Source organism: Corallococcus sp. NCSPR001, assembly GCF_017309135.1.
GTDB lineage: Bacteria > Myxococcota > Myxococcia > Myxococcales > Myxococcaceae > Corallococcus.
Window position 1 is genome coordinate 630,829 of record NZ_JAFIMS010000002.1, and the last position, 19,099, is coordinate 649,927.

General features: G+C 70.5%; 18 protein-coding genes. 9 read left to right on the top strand and 9 right to left on the bottom strand.

From position 1 onward, the window contains the following. Positions 1–48 precede the first annotated feature (48 nt). On the bottom strand, positions 49–2,895 hold the full coding sequence (locus tag JYJ93_RS04555; RefSeq protein WP_206786823.1) for a PAS domain S-box protein: 2,847 nt from the start codon (positions 2,893–2,895) through the stop codon (positions 49–51). Positions 2,896–3,125: 230 nt separating this feature from the next. On the opposite strand from JYJ93_RS04555, the gene JYJ93_RS04560 reads away from it, so the two are divergent. Beyond that, positions 3,126–4,856 carry a GAF domain-containing sensor histidine kinase gene (locus tag JYJ93_RS04560; protein WP_269012890.1) on the top strand — a complete coding sequence of 577 codons (1,731 nt, stop codon included), beginning with the start codon at positions 3,126–3,128 and terminating at the stop codon, positions 4,854–4,856. Positions 4,857–4,868: 12 nt separating this feature from the next. Here the strand turns inward: JYJ93_RS04560 and JYJ93_RS04565 are convergent, their stop codons facing one another. Further along, a complete protein-coding gene (locus tag JYJ93_RS04565; RefSeq protein WP_120526938.1) occupies positions 4,869–5,384 on the bottom strand; it encodes a GreA/GreB family elongation factor in 516 nt (171 codons plus the stop codon). A gap of 87 nt (positions 5,385–5,471) precedes the next feature. On the opposite strand from JYJ93_RS04565, the gene JYJ93_RS04570 reads away from it, so the two are divergent. Both JYJ93_RS04570 and JYJ93_RS04575 read left to right on the top strand, forming a co-directional pair. Beyond that, positions 5,472–5,753, top strand: a complete 282-nt coding sequence (locus tag JYJ93_RS04570) for a rhodanese-like domain-containing protein (protein WP_120621372.1) — start codon at positions 5,472–5,474, stop codon at positions 5,751–5,753. A gap of 22 nt (positions 5,754–5,775) precedes the next feature. Then, positions 5,776–6,666 carry an EamA family transporter gene (locus JYJ93_RS04575; protein ID WP_206786827.1) on the top strand — a complete coding sequence of 297 codons (891 nt, stop codon included), beginning with the start codon at positions 5,776–5,778 and terminating at the stop codon, positions 6,664–6,666. Between the two features lie 7 nt (positions 6,667–6,673). On the opposite strand, the gene JYJ93_RS04580 is transcribed toward JYJ93_RS04575, so the two are convergent. The 3 genes from JYJ93_RS04580 to JYJ93_RS04590 all read right to left on the bottom strand — a co-directional run bounded on the left by JYJ93_RS04580 (position 6,674) and on the right by JYJ93_RS04590 (position 9,165). Beyond that, positions 6,674–7,594 (bottom strand): alpha/beta hydrolase, encoded by a 921-nt coding sequence (locus tag JYJ93_RS04580; RefSeq protein ID WP_206786828.1) that lies wholly within the window; start codon positions 7,592–7,594, stop codon positions 6,674–6,676. Positions 7,595–7,752: 158 nt separating this feature from the next. Further along, on the bottom strand, positions 7,753–8,325 hold the full coding sequence (locus tag JYJ93_RS04585) for an SAM-dependent methyltransferase (protein ID WP_206786830.1): 573 nt from the start codon (positions 8,323–8,325) through the stop codon (positions 7,753–7,755). 36 nt (positions 8,326–8,361) lie between these two features. Beyond that, positions 8,362–9,165 (bottom strand): prolipoprotein diacylglyceryl transferase family protein, encoded by an 804-nt coding sequence (locus JYJ93_RS04590; protein WP_206786832.1) that lies wholly within the window; start codon positions 9,163–9,165, stop codon positions 8,362–8,364. A 536-nt stretch (positions 9,166–9,701) separates the two neighbouring features. Here JYJ93_RS04590 and JYJ93_RS04595 point away from each other — a divergent pair. Continuing rightward, positions 9,702–11,111, top strand: coding sequence for a S8 family serine peptidase (locus JYJ93_RS04595; RefSeq protein ID WP_206786833.1), 1,410 nt, complete (start codon positions 9,702–9,704; stop codon positions 11,109–11,111). 57 nt (positions 11,112–11,168) lie between these two features. After that, a complete protein-coding gene (locus JYJ93_RS04600) occupies positions 11,169–11,630 on the top strand; it encodes a hypothetical protein (RefSeq protein ID WP_206786834.1) in 462 nt (153 codons plus the stop codon). A gap of 155 nt (positions 11,631–11,785) precedes the next feature. Here the strand turns inward: JYJ93_RS04600 and JYJ93_RS04605 are convergent, their stop codons facing one another. Further along, positions 11,786–12,388, bottom strand: a complete 603-nt coding sequence (locus JYJ93_RS04605; RefSeq protein ID WP_206786835.1) for a malonic semialdehyde reductase — start codon at positions 12,386–12,388, stop codon at positions 11,786–11,788. A gap of 130 nt (positions 12,389–12,518) precedes the next feature. Between JYJ93_RS04605 and JYJ93_RS04610 the strand changes: the two genes are divergently transcribed. Then, positions 12,519–12,869, top strand: coding sequence for a helix-turn-helix domain-containing protein (locus JYJ93_RS04610; RefSeq protein WP_206786836.1), 351 nt, complete (start codon positions 12,519–12,521; stop codon positions 12,867–12,869). A 30-nt stretch (positions 12,870–12,899) separates the two neighbouring features. Here the strand turns inward: JYJ93_RS04610 and JYJ93_RS04615 are convergent, their stop codons facing one another. The 3 genes from JYJ93_RS04615 to JYJ93_RS04625 all read right to left on the bottom strand — a co-directional run bounded on the left by JYJ93_RS04615 (position 12,900) and on the right by JYJ93_RS04625 (position 15,500). After that, positions 12,900–13,646 carry an SDR family oxidoreductase gene (locus JYJ93_RS04615; RefSeq protein WP_206786837.1) on the bottom strand — a complete coding sequence of 249 codons (747 nt, stop codon included), beginning with the start codon at positions 13,644–13,646 and terminating at the stop codon, positions 12,900–12,902. 157 nt (positions 13,647–13,803) lie between these two features. Then, positions 13,804–15,027, bottom strand: coding sequence for a PLP-dependent aminotransferase family protein (locus JYJ93_RS04620; protein WP_206786838.1), 1,224 nt, complete (start codon positions 15,025–15,027; stop codon positions 13,804–13,806). 2 nt (positions 15,028–15,029) lie between these two features. Next, positions 15,030–15,500: an Lrp/AsnC family transcriptional regulator gene (locus JYJ93_RS04625; RefSeq protein WP_206786839.1), complete on the bottom strand. Its 471-nt coding sequence runs from the start codon at positions 15,498–15,500 to the stop codon at positions 15,030–15,032. 254 nt (positions 15,501–15,754) lie between these two features. On the opposite strand from JYJ93_RS04625, the gene JYJ93_RS04630 reads away from it, so the two are divergent. From JYJ93_RS04630 to JYJ93_RS04640, 3 genes are read left to right on the top strand one after another with little or no spacing between them, the layout of a single operon-like run. After that, positions 15,755–16,459 carry a TetR/AcrR family transcriptional regulator gene (locus tag JYJ93_RS04630; RefSeq protein ID WP_206786840.1) on the top strand — a complete coding sequence of 235 codons (705 nt, stop codon included), beginning with the start codon at positions 15,755–15,757 and terminating at the stop codon, positions 16,457–16,459. A 9-nt stretch (positions 16,460–16,468) separates the two neighbouring features. After that, positions 16,469–17,464 (top strand): ketoacyl-ACP synthase III, encoded by a 996-nt coding sequence (locus tag JYJ93_RS04635; protein ID WP_206786841.1) that lies wholly within the window; start codon positions 16,469–16,471, stop codon positions 17,462–17,464. A 42-nt stretch (positions 17,465–17,506) separates the two neighbouring features. After that, positions 17,507–19,063 (top strand): long-chain fatty acid--CoA ligase, encoded by a 1,557-nt coding sequence (locus tag JYJ93_RS04640; protein WP_206786842.1) that lies wholly within the window; start codon positions 17,507–17,509, stop codon positions 19,061–19,063. Positions 19,064–19,099 lie beyond the last annotated feature (36 nt).

Genomic DNA, 19,099 nt, shown 5'->3' on the forward strand with positions numbered 1-19,099 from the left:
ATGGGCGCATCGGTCAGCGGGAGGACCCTCCTCCCGATGACCGATGGGTCAGGCCGCGTCCGGCGGACCGTGCCGCACCAGCTCCTCCACGGCGCCGCGCACGCGCGCCTCGTCGAAGGGCTTCTCCAGCAGCGGGTTGGGGATGTGCTCCAGGAAGTCGCGCGCGCCCGCGGTGAAGGCGCCGCCGGACACGAAGACGAAGCGGCGCTCCAGGCCCGGGTGCTCGCGCCGCACGGCCTCGTAGACGTCGCGGCCGGCGAGGTCCGGCATCATCACGTCGCACAGCACCGCGTCGAAGGCCGGCGCCCGCCCCATGCGCTCCAGCGCCTGGCGGCCGCTCGTGGCCACCTCCACGTCATGGCCGCGCAACAGCCGCTGCAGCACGCGGCCCACCGCGGGCTCGTCGTCCACCACCAGCACGCGGCCCCGGGGCGCCACGGGCGCGACCGGCACCGGGGCCTCCGGCGGACGGACCTCCGGTTCGGGCTGGGGCGCGGGCAGCACCACGCGGAACGTGCTGCCCTTGCCCACGGTGCTGTCCACCTGGATGTCCCCGCCCAGCCCCGTGATGATGCCGTGGCAGATGGACAGCCCCAGGCCGGTGCCCACGCCCACGGGCTTGGTGGTGAAGAACGGGTCGAAGATGCGCCCCATCACCTCCGGCGCGATGCCGCTGCCCGTGTCGCGCACCTCCACCAGCACCTGCCCGCCGGACACGCGCGTGGCGAGCACCACCTCGTGGTCGTGCGCGGAGCCCTCTGGAATCGCCTGCGCCGCGTTCACCACCAGGTTGAGGAACACCTGGCAGAGCCGGCCCTCGTTGGCCATCACCTGCGGCACGTTGCCGTAGTCCCGGCGCAGCCGCGCGCGGTGCCGGATTTCATTGGCGGCCATCATCACCACCGAGTCCAGCACCGCGTGCACGTCCACCGGCGTCATGCGCTCTTCATCCGGCCGCGAGAACGTCTTCAGCTGGCGGACGATCTGGCGCACGCGCTCGGCGCCCTCGCACGCCTCGCCCAGCACCTCCTGCCACTCCGCCACGTCCGGCGGACGCACGCCGCGCACGCCGGGGCCGGGGGACAGGTGGCGGCGGAACTCGTCCGACAGGAAGCCCAGGTTGGAGACCACGAAGGCCAGCGGGTTGTTGATTTCGTGCGCGATGCCCGCCGCGAGCGTGCCCACCGACGCCAGCCGGTCCGCCAGCGTCAGCCGCGCCTGCAACTGGCGCTGCTCCGTCACGTCCCGCGCGATGGACACCACCGCGGGCTGGCCGTCGAAGCGCAGGGGCAGGGACGCCAGCTCCACCACGCGCGTGCGCCCGTCGCGCAGCACCAGGCGCCGCTCGCTGGTGAGCGGCTTGCTGTCCCCGGACACCACGCCCGTGCCCGGCACGTCCGCCAGGAACTCCGACAGCCGGCGGCCCACCAGCTCCTCCGCGCGCGCGAAGCCCAGCGTGGTGACGAGCACCGCGTTGGCGTAGACGATGTGGCCGTCGCGCTCGATGGCCGCGGGGTCGGGGAAGCCCTCCATCAGCGCGCGCAGGCTGGCCTCGGAGCGCTTCAGCGCCTCCTCCACCTGCCGCCGCTCCGTGATGTCGCGCGCCAGGCCCTCCACCGCCACCACGCGGCCCGCGGGGTCCGTCACCGGCGCCACCACGTGCTCCAGCCACAGCAGGGTGCCGTCGGGGCGCAGGAAGCGCAGCTCCACCGTGGCGCCATCCACGGACTGGGGCGACTCCAGGAGCCGCTCCAACGCGGCCCGGTCTTCCGGGAGCACCTGCCGGTACCACAGCTCCGGATCCGCGTAGTGCGCCTCCGGCCCCAGGCCCAGCTTCGCGTGCGCCACGCGGCTGACGTACGCGAAGCCGCGCGGCTCCTCCCGCCGGTAGAGGTACAGCACGTCCGACGCGTTCTCCGCGAGCTGGCGGAAGCGGTGCTCGTGCTCGCGCAGCGCCCGTTCGGACGCGCGGCGCTCCAGCGCCACGGAGATGGCGCCGCTGGCCGCGGACAGCAGGTCCACCTCCAGCCGGTCCCACTCCCGCGCCTCGAAGCAGTTGTCGAAGCCCACGAAACCCACCAGCCGGCCCTGCACGCGCAGGGGCAGCACCAGCAGCGTGAGGATGCCCTGCGGCTCCAGCAGCTCCCGCTCGACGGGGGGGAACGTGGCCACGCGGCCGGTGACGACCTCTCCGCGCTCCAGCAGGTTCACCCAGCGCCCCAGGATGGGCCGCATCGGGAGGTCCTGGAGCATCGGGTTGTCGATCTCCGGCGTCACCCCGGGCGCGCACCACTCGGCGCGCTGGCTGCACAGCAGCGCCCCCTTCGCGTCGGTGAAGGTCTCGAAGACGTAGACGCGGCTGGCGCCGGAGGCCTGCCCCAGCGGCGCGAGCGCGGGGCTGTACAGGTCCCCCCCTTCCGGCACCGACAGCAGCCGCTGCTGCATGTCCACCAGGGCGGTGAGGTAGCGCTCGCGCCGGGCCAGCGCGTCGCTCGTGCGCTTGCGCTCGGTGATGTCGTTGAGCGTGCCGGCCATGCCCACCAGCGTGCCCTCTTCGTCGAGCGTCACCCGCGCGAAGACGTCCACCCACCGGAAGCCGCCGTCGCGCGTGAGGTAGCGCACCTCGTGCTGCACGTAGTCGCGCTCGCGCGTGAGCAGCGAATGGCACACGTCCAGCACGCGCGCCCGGTCATCCGGGTGCACGAAGTCCAGCGCCACCCGGCCCAGGCACTCCTCCACGGGGAAGCCCGTCACCTCGGTCCACGCGGGATTGAGGAAGACCCACGTGCGCTCCGTGTCCGTCTGGAACACGACCTCCTGGAGCGTGTCGATGACCTGACGGAAGCGGCGCTCGGTGGGGGTGGTGCCGTCAGGCCGGGGAAACGGCATCTGCATGCAGGGGACTCGCGGTGGAAGAACTTGGCCGTGCGGGCGGAACGTCCGCGGCGCGGACGTGGATTGTCGAACGATTGAGGATCGCCGTCATGCAGGCAAGGGGGCCCGCGGGAAGAGCGCGAGGATGGGAAGCATTCCCTGTTCTTGAGGATGGAGTGGGCTTCAGGTCCTGTCTTCCTTTCTTCCCGGGAGGCGGAGATGACACCATGATGCGTGCGGAAAGCCTTGGCATGTCCGGCATCACCTCTCCAGCCTCGGAGGCTCGCGTGACGGATGGGGATGGCCCGCCCCTGTCGACGCGCGTCATGGACGCGGAAGGCGTGGTGCTCGTCGAGTGCACGGGCCGTGTGACTGTTTTCAACTCACAAGCCGCGGCGCACTTCGGCATCCCGGTTCCTCTCCACATCGAGCACGCCCGCCTGCCTGGGTGTGAATGGGTGCGGGACGACGGCACACCGTTGCCGCCGTGGGACTCACCGCTGGCGCGAGCGCTGGCGGGTGAGCCGGTGGACGCGGCCGTGTCGCACGTACTCCGTCCAGATGGAACACGCGCCGTGTTGCGTTGCAACGCAATGCCGGTGCGGGCCGCGGACGGGCAGGTGGCCGCCGCGCTCCTGCGCACGCATGCCGTGGAGGCGGTGCCCGCGTCCATGCTGGATGCGTCCCGCCTGCTGGCGGAGGCCGGGGCGCTCCTGGGCACGTCGGTGGACGCGGAGGCGCAGCTGGAGCCGCTGCTCAAGCTGCTGGTGCCCGCGCTGGGGGAGGGGGCCCTGCTCGTCCTCCGCGCGCCGGGCGCCCTGGGCGATGAAGCGCTTCGCGTGGCGGCGTCCCTGCACGTGGACGCGGGAAGACACGCGCTGTTGCGCGACCTGCTCACGCGCTATCCGCCGGACCCCGCCGTGCCGGGCGGGCTGCCCCACGTGTTCGCGTCCGGGGCGGTGGGGCGTCTGGCCCTCCTGTCCGAGGAGCACGTGGTGGCCATCGCGCGGGACGCGGAGCACGCGAGGCTCCTGCGCGAGGTGGGGCCACACGGCTGCCTGAGCGTGCCGCTGGGCGCGCGCGGCAACGTGCTGGGCGCGCTGATGGTGCTGCGCTCCAACGTGCTGCGTGTCTTTGGCGCGGAGGAGGAGCGCTTCCTCACGGAGCTGGCCCACCGCACCGCGCTCTACCTGGAGAACGCGCGGCTGTACCGCGAGGCGCGCGAAGCGGTGCGCCAGCGCGACGAGTTCCTGGGCATCGCGAGCCACGAGCTGAAGACGCCGCTCACGCCGCTGAGCCTCAAGGTGCAGTTGCTCCAGAAGCAGGTGGTGGTGCTGGCACGCGAGGGCAAGGACGTGCCCACCGACCGCGTCGCGGACGCGCTGGATGTCGTCCAGCGCCAGGTGCGCCGGCTGTCGGGCCTGGTGGACAACCTGCTGGACGTGTCGCGCATCACCGCGGGCCGGCTGCGCTTGGAGCTGGAGGAGATGGACCTGGCGAGCGTGGCCGCCGAAATCCTCTACCGCTTCTCCGCCGCGGCGGCGCAGTCCGGCACGGAGCTGGGCCTGGAGGCGCCGGTGCCGGTGGTGGGCCGGTGGGACCGGCTGCGGCTGGAGCAGGTGGTGACGAACCTGGTGTCCAACGCGCTCAAGTACGGCGCGGGCCAGCCCGTCATCGTGAGCGTGGAGGCGCGGGGCACGCTGGCGCGGCTCACCGTGAAGGACCACGGCATCGGCATCGCGCCGGACGACCTGACGCGCATCTTCGAGCGCTTCGAGCGCGCGGTGAGCGACCGGCACTACGGCGGCCTGGGCCTGGGGCTCTACATCACGCGCCAGATCGTGGAGGCGTTCGGCGGCACGGTGAGCGCCGTGAGCACGCCGGGGGAGGGCGCCACGTTCCTCCTGGAGCTGCCCCGGGGCGACATCCCGGAGGAGTGGCTGGTCGCGCACGCGGCGCCGGGGCCCACTCAAAGCGAGTAGGCCGGCGCCAGCTCAGGCGACCTCCAGCACCGTCCACTCACGCACCTCGCCCGCGAGCGTCACCTCCACGGTGTCGCCGGCCTTCTTGCCCAAGAGGGCGCGGCCCACGGGGGAGCTGGGCGTGATGACGGAGAGGAAGCCGTCGCCGCCGGGGCCGGTGAGCTCGGTGCCCGCGCCGGCGGGGAGCACGAAGAAGGTGCGCTCGGCGAAGCCGTCCTCGTCCTCGGTGCTGCAGTCCACCAGGGCGCCCAGGCCCACGGGGCCCTGGCGCGGGAAGCGGGGCAGCTCCTTCTGGCTGAAGGCGGTGAGCGCCTGGAGCTCTTCTTGAAGGCGGCGGGCGCGCTGGGCCTGGCCGGTGGCGAGGCTGCCGTACTCGATGGCGGCGCGGCCGTCCTCCTTCTTCTCGGACTCCGTGGCGAGGCTGCGGGCGGCCTCGCGGGCATCGGCCTCCGCGCGGTGGGCCAGCCGGTCGCTCTGCTGGAGCCGCTCGGACAGTTGGTGGAGCAGGGTGAGCTTGTCGAGTCGCATGGGTATCGTTACAGGACTGTAGCGCCCGGTGCGGCGGCCTCCAGTTTTCAGCCCGGATGGGCCCCCGGCTTTGGTTGAATGGGTGCCATGACGCCTCAGGAACGCTCGCAGAAGGCCCACGAACTCGTCGCCCACGGCGCGGTGCTGCTGGATGTGCGCACGCCGGAGGAGTTCCAGCAGGGACACCCGGACGCCGCCCGCAACATCCCCGTGCAGGTGCTGGCCCAGCGCCTCTCTGAGGTCGGCCCGGTGGGCACGCCCGTGGTGGTGTACTGCGCGGCGGGAGGCCGCAGCGCCGTGGCCGCGGAGCTGTTGCGCAAGGGCGGCTTCCCGGACGTGTTCGACCTGGGGTCCGTGAAGAACTGGTAGGCGTGCGCGCGGAAAAAGCGCCATGCAGCCTCGCACCGCCGGCTTCCTCCTCGTTGCCCTGTCCGGCGCCTCCTTCGGCGCGCTGGGCCTGTTCGCGCGCCTGGCCTACGCGGCGGGCACGGACATGCCCACGCTGCTCTTCCTGCGCTTCACGCTGGCGGGCCTGGTGCTCGCGGGCGTGATGGTGGCGAAGGGCGGAAGGTGGCCCCGGGGCCGCCTGCTGTGGGGCCTGGTGGGCTTGGGCGCGGTGGGCTACTTCACCGAAGGCAGCGTCTACTTCATCGCGCTCCAGCACGCGTCCGCCGGGCTGGTGGCGCTGCTGCTCTACCTCTTCCCCGCGCTGGTGGCCCTCATCCAGGTGGCCCTGGGCCGCGAGCACCTGAGCCGGCGGCGCTGGTTGGCGGTGGGGCTGGCCCTGTGCGGGACGGCGCTCACGGTGGACCCCGGCCCGGACGCGAAGCCGCTGGGCATTGGCCTGGGCGTGCTGTCGGCGGTCATCTACGCGCTCTACGTCCTGTCCAGCGCGCGGGTGGCGGGGCCAGCGGGGCCGCTCGCGGCGAGCACCGTCGTCCCGCTGTCCGCGGGGGCCGCCTTCGGGGCGCTGATGCTGGTGAAGGGCCCGTCCTTTCCGCAGACGTTGGGAGGCTGGGGCGCGGTGGCGGGGTTGGCGCTGCTGTCCACGGTGGTGGCCATGCTCACGTTCTTCGCGGGCCTCAAGCGCATTGGCCCGGTGAACACGTCGCTGCTCTCCACGCTGGAGCCGGTGATGGCCGTGGTGCTGGGCGCCATCTTCCTGGGGGAGCGGCTGTCCCTGCGTCAGGGCCTGGGCGGCCTGCTCATCCTGGTGGCGGTGGTGGTGCTGGCCCGGGGCGACTCCGGCCGCCCGGCGGAACCCGGAACGGCCGGAGCCTGAGCACGGACTACAGGCACTCGAGGAACCGCTGCACGTCGTTCACGAAGCGCTGGGGGCGCTCGGCGTGCGGCGCGTGGCCGGTCTCCGGGTAGAGCAGGTACTTCGAGCCGCGGATGGCGCGGGCCAGGGCGCGCTGCTCGTCCACGGAGAAGAAGCCGTCATGGTCCCCGCCGATGATCAGCGTGGGCACGCGGATGCGGCCCAGGCGCGCGGAGTGGTCCTCCGCGATGAGCCCGTCCAGCGCGTCCTGCCACACGCGCGCGGGCAGCTTGGAGCTCTCCGACACGAGCGTGTCCAGGTACGACTCCGGCACGGGCGCGTAGAAGGTGCTGGCCTGGAACTCGTAGATGAAGGCGGGGTCCACGGGGTCGGTCAGCGTGTCCACGACCTCCTTGAGGCCCAGGGCCACCTCGTTGCCCGCGACGGTGGGCGCGGAGCCCACGAGCACCAGCCCCTTCACGCGGCCAGGGAAGTCCAGCGCCACCTGCTGCGCGATGAAGCTGCCCATGGAGTGGCCCACGAGCACGGCGCGGGACACGCGCTTCGCGTCGAGGAACGCCACCACGTCCTTCGCGAACGCCTGCTGCGTGTAGCAACACGCCGGGCGGGACGAGTCCCCATGGCCGCGCTGGTCCAGCGCGTAGAGGTGGAAGTCGCGCGAGAAGCGCTGGAGGTCCAGATCCCAGGTGTGGTGCGAGTCCGTATAGCCGTGCAGGAAGACGACGACGGGCCCGTCCTGGCGGCCCTGCTCGACGTAGCGGAGCGTGACGCCGGTGGACAGCCGGACGGAGCCCTCCCGCGCCTGGCGGCTGGCGTCCTCCAGCGAAGCCGGAGCACTCACGAGGTCGGACGCGGACTCCGAAGCGGCGTCGGGTCCACAGCCAGCGAACATCAGCACTGCGAGGAGGGGGCGAAGGGCGCGCAGCATGCGTCAGGGCCTCACGGGATGGGACGCGGCGGGTAGGTCCGCCGCGAGGATGCACGCCATCCTAAAGTGACCTCTGACATCCCTTGTGTGAATCTATCCTGGCAGGTCGGAAGTGACCTGCCAGGACGGGTCGCACGGGCCCCCTCCTGAAGGGAGTCTCACGGCCGCCGGGCGACGATGAGCTCGCCCACGCCGCCCAGACGCTGCTCGCGCCGGAGGATGCGGAAGCCCGTGGTCTCCACCAGGCGGAAGGTGTCGCGGTTGAGGCGGCAGCCGCCAGTCAGCTTGCGCCAGGCGGGCGTCAGCAGGTCCTGCGCGGTGGCCACGGCCGGGTTCGGGGCGCGCACGTGCTCCAGCAGGCGCAATTCACCGCCCGGCTTGAGCACCCGCATCACCTCCGAGAGCGCCGTGGCCGGCGCGTCCACGCAGCAGAACACCAGGCTGGACACCACCGCGTCGAACGAGCCGTCCGTGAACGGCAGCGCCTGCGCATCCGCCTGGAGCAGCGCCACGCCGCTCCTCCGGGCCCGCGCGCGCACCAGCGCGCCCAGGTCCACGTCCACCGCGGTCACCGACGTCACCGTGTCCGGATAGCCCGGCAGCGCCAGGCCCGTGCCCGCGCCCACCTCCAGCACCTTGCCGGACAGCCCTTCCACCAGGTGCCGTCGGGCGGCGTTCAACCCCACCCAGCCCAGCGGCGCCATCAACGCGTCGTACGCCAGTGCCTTCACGCGACACCCCCCGAAAAGCGGAACAACGATGACGCGCTAGCGCGCTGTCTCCACCCGGCCCTGCGGCGCGGGCGGCTTCTGGGAGGAAGCGCTCGGCGCCTGCTTGCGCAAGAGGCCCCACAGTCCGTACACCACCAGCAGCAGGCAGCCGTACTGCGCCGGCGTCATGCCGAAGTAGCGCGCGTCCACGTACGACAGGTCCGTGGCCCGCAGGAAGTCCAGGCCGAAGCGGGACGCCGCGTACAGGAGCGCCAGCAGCGGCAACAGCCGCCCCTTCATCTTCGGCATGTCCCGCACCGCGTACAGCAGGCCCGTGAGCGCGAAGAGCACGATGGCGTCGTAGAAGCCCAGGTCGTGCCGGTTGCCGTTGGGGAACTGCACCGCCAGGAAGAAGTCCGTCAGCTTCCCCGGGTGGTCGTGCACCGCGAAGCACCCCAGCCGCGCCACCGCCCAGCCCGGCGCCACGCCCAGCGCGAAGCTATCCGCGTAGTCGTTGAAGCGCAGCTTCTTCACCCGGAAGAACACCACCGCCGCCACGATGCCGCCCAGGAGGCCGCCGAAGGAGGACAGGCCATCCCAGAACCGCAGTATCTGGAACGGGCTCTTGGACAGCTCCTCCGGGTGGTAGAAGAACAGGTGCACCCAGTGGCCGAAGAGCATGCCGGCCGCCACCCCCCACATCGCGAAGTCCGCCAGCGGGTTCGGGTCCAGGCCCTCGCGCTCCGCCTGCTTCGTCAGCAGCCGGGCGGCCAGCAGGATGCCCGCCGCCACGAAGACGTTGAAGGGGTTCAGCTCCAGGGGCCCCAGCTTGAACGAGGGGGCGTGCCAATAGGGAATCAAGGGGGCTCCAGAAAGGCCAGGGCTCCGCGCGGACGTACTCCGGGCGGATGGAAGCCGAACAATCGGCGCATCCCGGGCTTCCCTCCACCTCTTTTTCCACGCACCGCCCGCCGGGCTCGCAAGCCCCGCCCGGACGCCCTCTTGGGCCCCCGCCCCTCCTGCCTGCCCCTTCCCCACATCCGCTGGCGGACAGAGCCCGTGTGCGCCCCCCGCCACTGCCCTCGTCCCAGGGAGGGAATCCGTTGTGTTTCCGGAGGTTCGGGGAAGCCGAGTGAGGACCGAGACACCAGACAATGGGTGTCTATTACGGAAATCCCGTGATTTTTTGTCAGGGGGGCGCGGTCAAATCCCCCGGTTGGCCCCCAGTGCATGGGGAGAGGGGAGGGCAGGTGATGCAACGGCTCCGGGCGCGCGCCCGCGAGCCCGACCCACCGGATCCGAAGGGGCTTGTCAGGGTCCCCAGGTGGGCGCGGTCGTACCGCAGGTGCTCCCCCTTCGGGGCCCGGCGCGGATTGAGCGGTCCAAGGAGCACAGCCATGAAGTCTTTCCTGTTGGTACCCAAGGAGTCCATCGAGACGCAGGCCCGGCCCGGTGTGCGTGGCACGGCGCAGGGCGAGCGCGTCCTCAGCCGCAGCACCGCGCTGCGCTTCAGCGCGGCCCAGAAGGCACCGGATGCCCTCACCGCCCTCGGACTGCGGTCGGCCACGCTGCCGGGCATGAAGCCGGAGGTCAGCGGCCAGGCGCAGCGCGGCCGCAAGCGCGCCCGCGGCAAGAAGGGCAGCGACGTCGACGCCACGCCCATGCCGGGCGCGCCCGTGACGGAGCAGGCCGGCACGGAAGCAGGCAGCTACCGGTTCATGCCGCTCATCGGCGCCACCATGGCGCACTTCTACTCCCAGGACGCGGAGAAGGCGGCCCGCGGCGAGCTGGCGCGGGAGTTCGAGTTCATCCCGGACGTGGTGCCCCTGTCCTTCCCCGGTCCGGTGTCCGCCGGACAGACGGGGCCGCGCAACCGCGGCATGAGCTCGCTCGCGCAGCGCGAGTGGCCTGACGAGTCCGGCGTCCCCCTGGCGCACGCCCAGGGCATCCGGGGCGCCGGCGTGATGCTGGGCATCCTGGACACCGGCGTGGACGCGGACCATCCGGAGCACGCGAGCAAGACCATCCAGTTCCGCTACGTCTCGCTCTTCCCCAACTCGCCGCACAACCCCGCGCGCGACGTGCGCGGCTTCGACCCGGACGGCCACGGCACGCACGTGTGCGGCATCGCCGCGGGCGTGCACCACGGCGTCGCGCCGGAGGTGGACCTGTACGCCGCGTCCGTCATCGAGTCGGAGACCATCCGCACCAGCCTGGGCCGCGTGGCCGCCGGCATGGAGTGGCTGCTGCACCAGTTCAGCCGTCCGGAGAACGCGTCGCGTCCCGCCGTCGTCAACCTGTCGCTGGGCTTCCCGCTGCAGCCGCCTCCGGGCATCTCCGAAGCGGACTACCTGCTCAACCAGCGCGCGCTTCAGGCCATGCTGCGTCGGCTTCTGGACAGCAACATCCTGCCCATTGTCGCGGCGGGTAACAGTGGACCCGACACGGTTGGTTACCCAGCGGCCTTTCCCGAGGCCCTGGCTGTGGGGGCAGTCGACTTCGAGCGCACCGTGGCCACTTTCTCGGCCAGCGGCGCCGTGGGGCGTCGGGTCGTCCCTGACGTCATGGGCTACGGGGTGAATGTGTATTCGTCTACTGAACGCCGCTGCAACAATCAGGCGTTCTATGAACGAATGAGCGGCACCAGCATGGCGGCGCCATATGTCGCGGGTATCGCTGCCCTGTATCGTTGCCGTGCCCCTGACTTGACGGCATTGGAAGTGAGAGATTTGATTCTGGCCAATGCCATCAAGCTTCCTCGCTCGGCGAACCACCGGACGGGGAAGGGCCTGGCTGTTTTCAGGTGACGCGGTAGTTGCCGGGGCCGGTGCCACGTGAGCACCGGACCTGGGGAGGATGTGGCCATGCGCAGGAAGAATGGCGTGCCGGGCGAACCCCAAGACATTTCGGCCCGGATGTCCTCCGTCGCCGCCGTGCGTCCGCTGCCGGGCAGCGGAGGCACGGTGCGTGCGTTGCCGGGCTCCGGCGGCGTGGAGCGCGACGCCCAGCCGGGCGGCGACATCGACGTCACGGTGATGCCCCGGGAGCCGGCCGCGCCGAAGCGTCCTGCCGCGGCCTCACGGGCACCCCTGCGTTCGCGCGCGGACCTCTACAAGGAAGGCCAGGCGGAGAACGCCCGCTTCCGCGAGAGCTTCATGCGCTGGCTGGAGGCACACCAGTTGGTGGGCGCCGTGCGCGCCATGAGCGAGCCGGGCGGTTCCCTGCCCATGCTGCACCTGAGGTGCGCCCCGCGCGTGCTGGACCAGTTGCGCCGCGCGCCGGAGTTCGAGGCGGGCACGATGATGCCGCTCGAACAGCTGTACTAGGCCCGCCCCACCGCACCTGACTCCCGTCACCGGCCCCATGCCCCGTTCAACCGACGCCGGGACAGCTTCTTCCTGATTAACCTAGAAACTCAGGATTGTAGCCGCCTGAAGCCATTGAACGGGGGGACCACTGCGCTGTCTGGGATTGGACGGTGTCAGTCCAGCCGGCAGGCGTCCTCGAAAGCCAGACGCGGGTTGCGCGGGAAGAGCTTCGCCGGGTCTCCGTAGCCCAGGTTGAGGAGGATGTTCGACTTCCAGCCGGTGCCCTGGAGGAAGGCCTCGTCCACCTTGGCCTTGTCGAAGCCGCCCATGGGTCCGCAGTCGAGCCCCAGCGCGCGCGCCGCCAGGATGACGTAGCCCGCCTGAAGCGTGCCGTTGAGGAACGCCGCCTGCTCGCGCGCCTCCGGCGTCTGGGCGGCGAAGACGCTCTTCATGTCGCGCGACGGGAACAGCTTGGGCATCTGCTCGTGGAACGCGGTGTCGTACGCCACGATGACCGTCACCGGCGCCTGCATCGTCTTGTCCACGTTGCCCGGGGACAGCGAGGGCTTGAGCTTCTGCTTGGCTTCGTGGCTCCGCACGAACACCAGGCGCACCGGCTGGCTGTTGACCGCGGTGGGCGCCATGCGCGCCAGTTCGTAGATGCGGCGCAGCGTCTCATCCGTCACCGGCCGGTCCTGCCAGCCCGAGTGCGTGCGCGCCTCGATGAAGAGCTGCTCCAGCGCGTCCGTGTCCAGGGCCGTGTTCGTCGTCGCCATGCGGGGTGTCCTTTGTTGCGAACACCCCATGGCTACCCGCGGCACTTTTATTTCGCAAGTTACTTCCAAAAAGTAAGTGCATGCCGCGCGGAGAGGGCGGGCGCTATACTTCCGGGTGGAGGCGGACACGATGCATGACGACTCAAGCCCGCTGTGCGCGCGGTTCCTGGCGGCGGCCGACCTGTTGGGCCGGCGCTGGACGGGCGTCATCCTGCGCATCCTGATGGACGGACCGTGCCGCTTCGGGGAGCTGACGGAGCGCATTGGCACCATCAGCGAGCGCGTCCTGTCGGAGCGGCTCAAGGACCTGGAGGCGGAGGGAATCGTGGAGCGCCACGTGGACCCGGGCCCGCCCATCCGCTCCGAGTACCGCCTGACGCAGAAGGGTCAGGCGTTCTGGAAGGTCATCGACGAGCTGGGCAAGTGGGCGGAGCGCTGGGTGGACGTGAAGCCCGCGCCCCGGAAGCGCAAGAGCGCCTGAGGTCCGGGGCGCGGTGCGGCAGCGGGCGGCCTAGAAGTTGTGGCCGCCGTCCACGTCGATGGTGCGGCCGTTGAAGTAGTCGCACTCCACGATGAACTTCACGGCCTGCCAGATGTCCTCCGGCTCGCCGATGCGGCCCACCGGGATGGCGGCCACCAGCGCGTCGCGGGCCTTCTGGTTCATGCCCTGCGTCATGGGCGTCTCAATCATGCCCGGGGCGATGGCGCCCACGCGGATGCCGAACGGCGCGAACTCGCGCGACCAGGTGACGGTGTTGGCGGCGAGCGCGGCCTTGGCGGACACGTAGTTGGACTGGCCGCGGTTGCCGTGCCGCGCGATGGACGACATGTTCACGATGACGCCGGGGCGCTGGTCCGTCTCCACCATCTTGGTGACGACCTCGCGCACCATCAGCGTGGCGCCGGTGAGGTTCACGCCGATGACCGCGTTCCAGTCCGCCGTGGACAGCTTCTTGATCTGCCCCGTGGTGCGGTCCTTCTTCACGAGCAGCGCGTCGCGCAGGATGCCCGCGTTGTTGATGAGGCCGTTGAGGCCGCCCATGGCGCCGTGCGCCCACTGCACGAAGTCCGTGACGTCCTGCTCGTTGGACACGTCCAGCTTGCGGCGGTGGATGCCCGCCGGCAGCGCCGCGAGCTTCTCCTCGTTCACGTCGCCAACGGCCACCTGGCCGCCCGCCTCGTGGATGCGCTGCGCGAAGTGCGCGCCCATGCCCTGCGCGCCACCGGTGACGATGATCTTCAGGTCCTTCAGCTGCATGTGCCTCTCCTGGGCGTCCAAAGAAAAAACGCGCGCAAGGGTACGCACACCGCGCGGGCGCTGGCCAGCGCCGCGGAGGCTGAAACCTGAATCAAGCTTCAACTTCTCATGAGGCCCGGGCCCCCGACGCGGTGCGTTGGGGGCCGCAGGACGGGAACTAGAGAGCGTCCGCGATGACGGCGCCCAGCCGCTTCATGCCCTCGACGATGAGCTCGGGCGGGCGGTTGGAGTAGTTCAGCCGCATGAACTGGGGCTTCTGGTCGTTGGCGAAGAAGGGTGCGCCGGGGACGAAGGCGACCTTCTGCTCCACGGCGCGGGGCAGCAGCTTCGCCGCGTCCAGACCGCCGGGCAGCTCCACCCAGAGGAACATGCCGCCGTCCGGCCGGGTCCACTGGGTGCCCTGGGGCATGTGGGTCTTCAGCGCGTCCAGCATCGCGTTGGCGCGCTGGGCGTAGATGGGCATCAGCGCCTGGATGTGACCCGCGTAGTCGAACGTCTCCAGCAGCCGCGCCGTGGCGCGCTGGGCGAGCGTGGCGGTGTGCAGGTCCGTGGCCTGCTTCGCGATGGTCATCGGCTTGAGCAGCGCCTTCGGGCCCGTCACCCAGCCCAGGCGCAGGCCCGGGGCCAGCGTCTTGGAGAAGGTGGACAGGGACAGCACCACGCCCTGGTCGTCCAGCGACGCCAGCGACGGCAGGTGCACGCCCTTGAAGCGCAGCTCGCCGTACGGGTCGTCCTCCAGGATGATGAAGCGGTGCTCCTGGGCCAGCCGCACCAGGGCCTTGCGGCGCTCCAGCGACAGGGTGGTGCCCTTGGGGTTCTGGAAGTTGGGGATGACGTAGAGCAGCTTCGGCTGGCGCTTCTTCAGCAGGGCCGCCAGGTCGTCCGTGTCCATGCCCGCGTCGTCGCTGCGCACGGTGGCGAACTCCACCTCGTAGCCGCCGAAGGTCTGGAGCGCCGCCAGGTAGCTGGGGTCCTCCACCACCACCAGGTCACCCGGGTCGAGCAGGATCTTCCCCACCAGGTCCAGGCCCTGCTGCGAGCCGCTGGTGATGAGCACCTGGTCCGCGTGGACGTTCTGGCCCTTGCGGGCCAGGTGCCCGGCGATCCACTCGCGCAAGGGGGCGAAGCCCTCCGTGGTGCTGTACTGGAGCGCGGAGCGCCCGTCCGCGTCGCTGGCGAAGGTCTCCGCGAACGCCTTGGCGATGGCGTCCTTCGGGAAGAGCTCCGGAGCCGGCAGGCCGCCCGCGAAGGAGAGGATGTCCGGGCGCTCGGCGATCTTGAGGATTTCGCGCACCGCGGACGTCTTCATCCGGGACATGCGCTGGGACAGCCGGTAGGCCGGAGGAGGGGGCAGGGGGGCACTCATAGCGTCCGCGCTCATGTTCATTCTCCGTTCAACAGCTCATCGGGGACACGCACGTGCGTGTCTTCCTTCAAGGTCGACAGGACGATGGTGGTGCTCGTGCGGGTGACGCCCGGGATGGTGCGCAGCGTCTCCACCAGCAGCGAGTCCAGCGTCCGCGTGTTCGCGGTCTTCACCTTCAAGACGTACGAGTCCTGCCCCGCGACCCGGTGGGCCTCCAGCACGTCCGACAGCTCCGCCACCTTCCGCGCGAAGCCCTCGAAGTGCTTGGGGTGCTCGATGCTCACCCCGATGAAGGCGGTGATGTCCTTGCCCAGCTGCGTCGCGTCCACGCGCGCCGTGTAGCCGGTGATGACGCCCTTCTCCTCCAGCTTGCGGATGCGCTCCGCCACCGCCGGCTGGGACAGCTTCACCCCACGTGACAGCTCCAGCTGCGTGGCCCGGCCATCGCGCTGAAGCATGTCCACGATGCGATAATCCAGGGCGTCCATGGGGCTTGAAACCTTATTTTTATAAGCAGCCTTGGCAGTCGACGGTGAAGTTATATGCACTTGTCCCCAAGTGCAAGTCCGTTTGCACGCAAAATGGTTGAGGCCGGTGGATCGTCCTCCACCCGACCTCCGGAGTCTCCAGGCGGGCAGGCGGCGAGGTGTTTGACGCCGCGCGTCCGTGTCTGTCTTTGACGCAAGGAGCCATCCATCCGCTTTTGACAGGGCGGTCGGCCGGGTGCTACCCGTCCTGAAAGATGAATCGCCCTTCAACTTCAGAACGAGTCCCCGTCACGCCGCGCGGTCAGCGGACGCGGCAGAAGTTGTTGAAGGCAGCGGAGGCGGTGTTCGGAGACAAGGGCTACGAGCGCGCGTCCATCGCGGACCTCACGCGCAAGGCCAGCGTCGCGCTGGGCACCTTCTACGTGTACTTCCCGGACAAGCAGTCCATCTTCGTGGAGGTGGTGGACGAACTGGGCGCGCGCCTGCGCCGCCTCATCGCGGAGTCCACGGCCGCGTGCACCACGCGCCTGGAGGTGGAGCGCGAGGGGCTGCGCGCCTTCTTCCAGTTCGTGCGCCAGCACCCCAACCTCTACCGCGTGGTGCGGCAGGCGGAGTTCGTGGACGCGGACTGCTACCGCCGCTACTACGACCGCTTCGCCAAGGGCTACGTGCGCGGCCTCCAGCAGGCCATGGACAAGGGCGAGGTGCGCCGCATGGATCCGGAGGCGCTCGCCTACTGCCTGATGGGCATTGGCGACTTCCTGGGCATGCGCTGGGTGCTCTGGGAGGAGGACATGGGGCTGGAGCGCGTGCTCGACACGGCGATGACGCTCCTGTCCCACGGCCTGCCCCCGGACGCCGCGCGCACGCATCTCCAGGCCGTCCCGAAGCCCTCGAAGCCCGCCCCCCCGAAGTCGAAGCCGTCCCCCCGCCGTCCGTCACGCGGTCCCCGGAGCTGAAACACCGTCATGCGTTACGCGAACATCCTGTCCACCGGCCGCTACGTCCCCGAGAAGCTCCTCACCAACGCCGACGTGGAGAAGATCCTCGGCGAGAAGGTGGACGAGTGGCTCCAGCAGAACGTGGGCATCAAGCAGCGCCACGTGATGGCGGATCACCAGGCCACCAGCGACCTGGCCGTGGCCGCCGCGAAGGAGGCGCTCGCCCGCGCGAAGGTGGACCCCAAGGAGCTGGACCTGGTGCTCGTGGCCAGTGACACGCCGGACTACCTCTCCCCCGGCACGTCGTCCGTGGTGCAGGCCAAGCTGGGCGCGGTGAACGCGGGCACCTACGACATCAACGCCGCGTGCGCGGGCTGGGTGACGGCGCTGGACGTGGCGTCGAAGACGATTTCGTCGGACGACAGCTACCAGCGCATCCTGGTGGTGGGCGCCTACGGGATGACCCGCTACGTGAACTGGAAGGACAAGAAGACCTGCACGCTGTTCGCGGACGGCGCGGGCGCGGTGGTGCTGGGCGCGTCCGACAAGCCGGGCTTCCTGGGCGCGAAGCTCTTGGCCAACGGCGAGTACCACGACGCGCTGGGCATCTACACCGGCGGCACGAACCGGCCCGCCACGGCGGAGACGCTGGCGCTGACGGACGGCAAGCCCGCGGTGCAGTTCGTGCGCAAGTTCCCCTCCACGTTCAACACCGAGCGCTGGCCCATGCTGCTGGACACGCTGCTCAAGCGCGCGGACCAGACGCTGGACGACGTGAAGCTGTTCGTCTTCACGCAGCTCAACCTGCGCACGATTGAAGCCACCATGAAGGCGCTCAATCAGCCCATGGAGAAGGCGCACTACACGATGGACAAGTGGGGTTACACGGGCTCCGCCTGCATCCCCATGACGCTGGACGACGCGGTGGTGCAGGGCAAGGTGAAGAAGGGCGACCTGGTCGCCTTCTGCGCCAGCGGCGGTGGCCTCGCCATGGCGTCCGCCCTCTACCGCTGGACGGCTTAGTCCCCCCCCACACCCCGCCTCATTCAGACAGGAGTTCTTCGCATGTTCATCGGGGACTGGATGGGGCGGGGTGCCCTCTACTGGCCGGACGCGGTGGCCGTGGTGGACGTGGCCCGCAGGGACGCGGGCCGCTTCACCTACCGGCAGATGAACGCGCGCGCCAACGCGCTCGCGGGCTGGCTGCGGGACGTGGCGGGCGTGCGGCGCGGCGACCGCGTGGGCATCGTCGCGCACAACGGCGTGGAGTACCTGGACACGCTGTTCGCGTGCGCGAAGCTGGGCGCCATCTTCGTGCCCTACAACTGGCGGCTGCACGCGGCGGAGTTGACGGAGGGCGTGCGCGCCGTCCGCCCGCGCGTGCTGCTGTTCGGGGACGACTTCAAGGACGCGGTGGCCCAGGTGCGCGAGCACGTGGGTGACGGCCTGCGCCTGGTGTCCCTGGAGGCTCGGGGGCTGCCCGGCGCGGATCCGTACGAGGAGGCCGTGGCGTACGCGCCCGCCGCTCCTGTCACCAACGACGCGGTGAGCGAGGAGGACATCCTCTGCCTGCTCTTCACCGGTGGGACGACGGGCCGGTCCAAGGGCGCGAAGGTTTCGTACCGCATGGTGGCGTGGAACACGCTCAACACGCTGGTGCATGAAATCCGTCAGGGCGACGTGACGGTGACGCACACGCCGCTGTTCCACACGGGCGGGCTGCTCGTCTACACGCTGCCGCTGCTCACCGTGGGCGGCACCGTGGTGCTGATGCGCCGGTGGGACCCGGACGAGATGCTGGGCCTGGTGGCGAAGGAGAAGGTGACGCTCTTCTTCGCGGTGCCCACGCAGTACCAGCAGTTGATGGACTCGCCGCGCTGGAAGGGGACGGACTTCTCCTCCGTGCGCTTCGTCACCAGCGGCGGGGCGCCCCTGCCGGTGCCGCTGCTCCAGGCGTGGCAGGCGGTGCACCCGGTGCCCTTCAAGCAGGGCTTCGGCATGACGGAGTTCGGCCCGGGCATCTTCAGCATGGGGCCGGAGTTCGCGGTGTCCAAGGCGGGCTCCATCGGCCGGCCCAACTACTTCATCGACGCGAAGCTGGTGGACGACGCCGGCAACTCGGTGCCCGTGGGCGGGGTGGGGGAGCTGGTGCTGAAGGGGCCCTCCATGTGCTCCGGCTACTTCGAGGACGACGCCGCCACGAAGGAGGCCATCAGCGCGGACGGCTGGTTCCACACCGGGGACCTGGCGCGCGTGGACGCGGATGGCTTCTTCACCATCGCGGGCCGCAAGAAGGACATGTTCATCTCCGGCGGAGAGAACGTGTACCCGCTGGAGCTGGAGTCCGTCCTCTACGAGCACCCCGCCGTGCAGCAGTGCGCGGTGGTGGGCGTGCCGGACGCGAAGTGGGGCGAGTGTGGCCGGGCCTACGTGGTGCTCAAGCCCGGGGCCGAGGCCTCGGCGGAGGCGCTGCTCGAGCACCTCAAGGGCCGGGTGGCACGCTTCAAGGTCCCCAAGCGGGTGGAGCTGGTGAAGTCCCTGCCGGTGTCCGCGGCCGGGAAGATTCTCAAGCGCGAGCTGCGCGAGGCGGCCATCGCCGCGGACGCGCGGGCCGCTTCGTGACGCACGGGTTTCCTCTTTCACGCAACGCAATCAGGA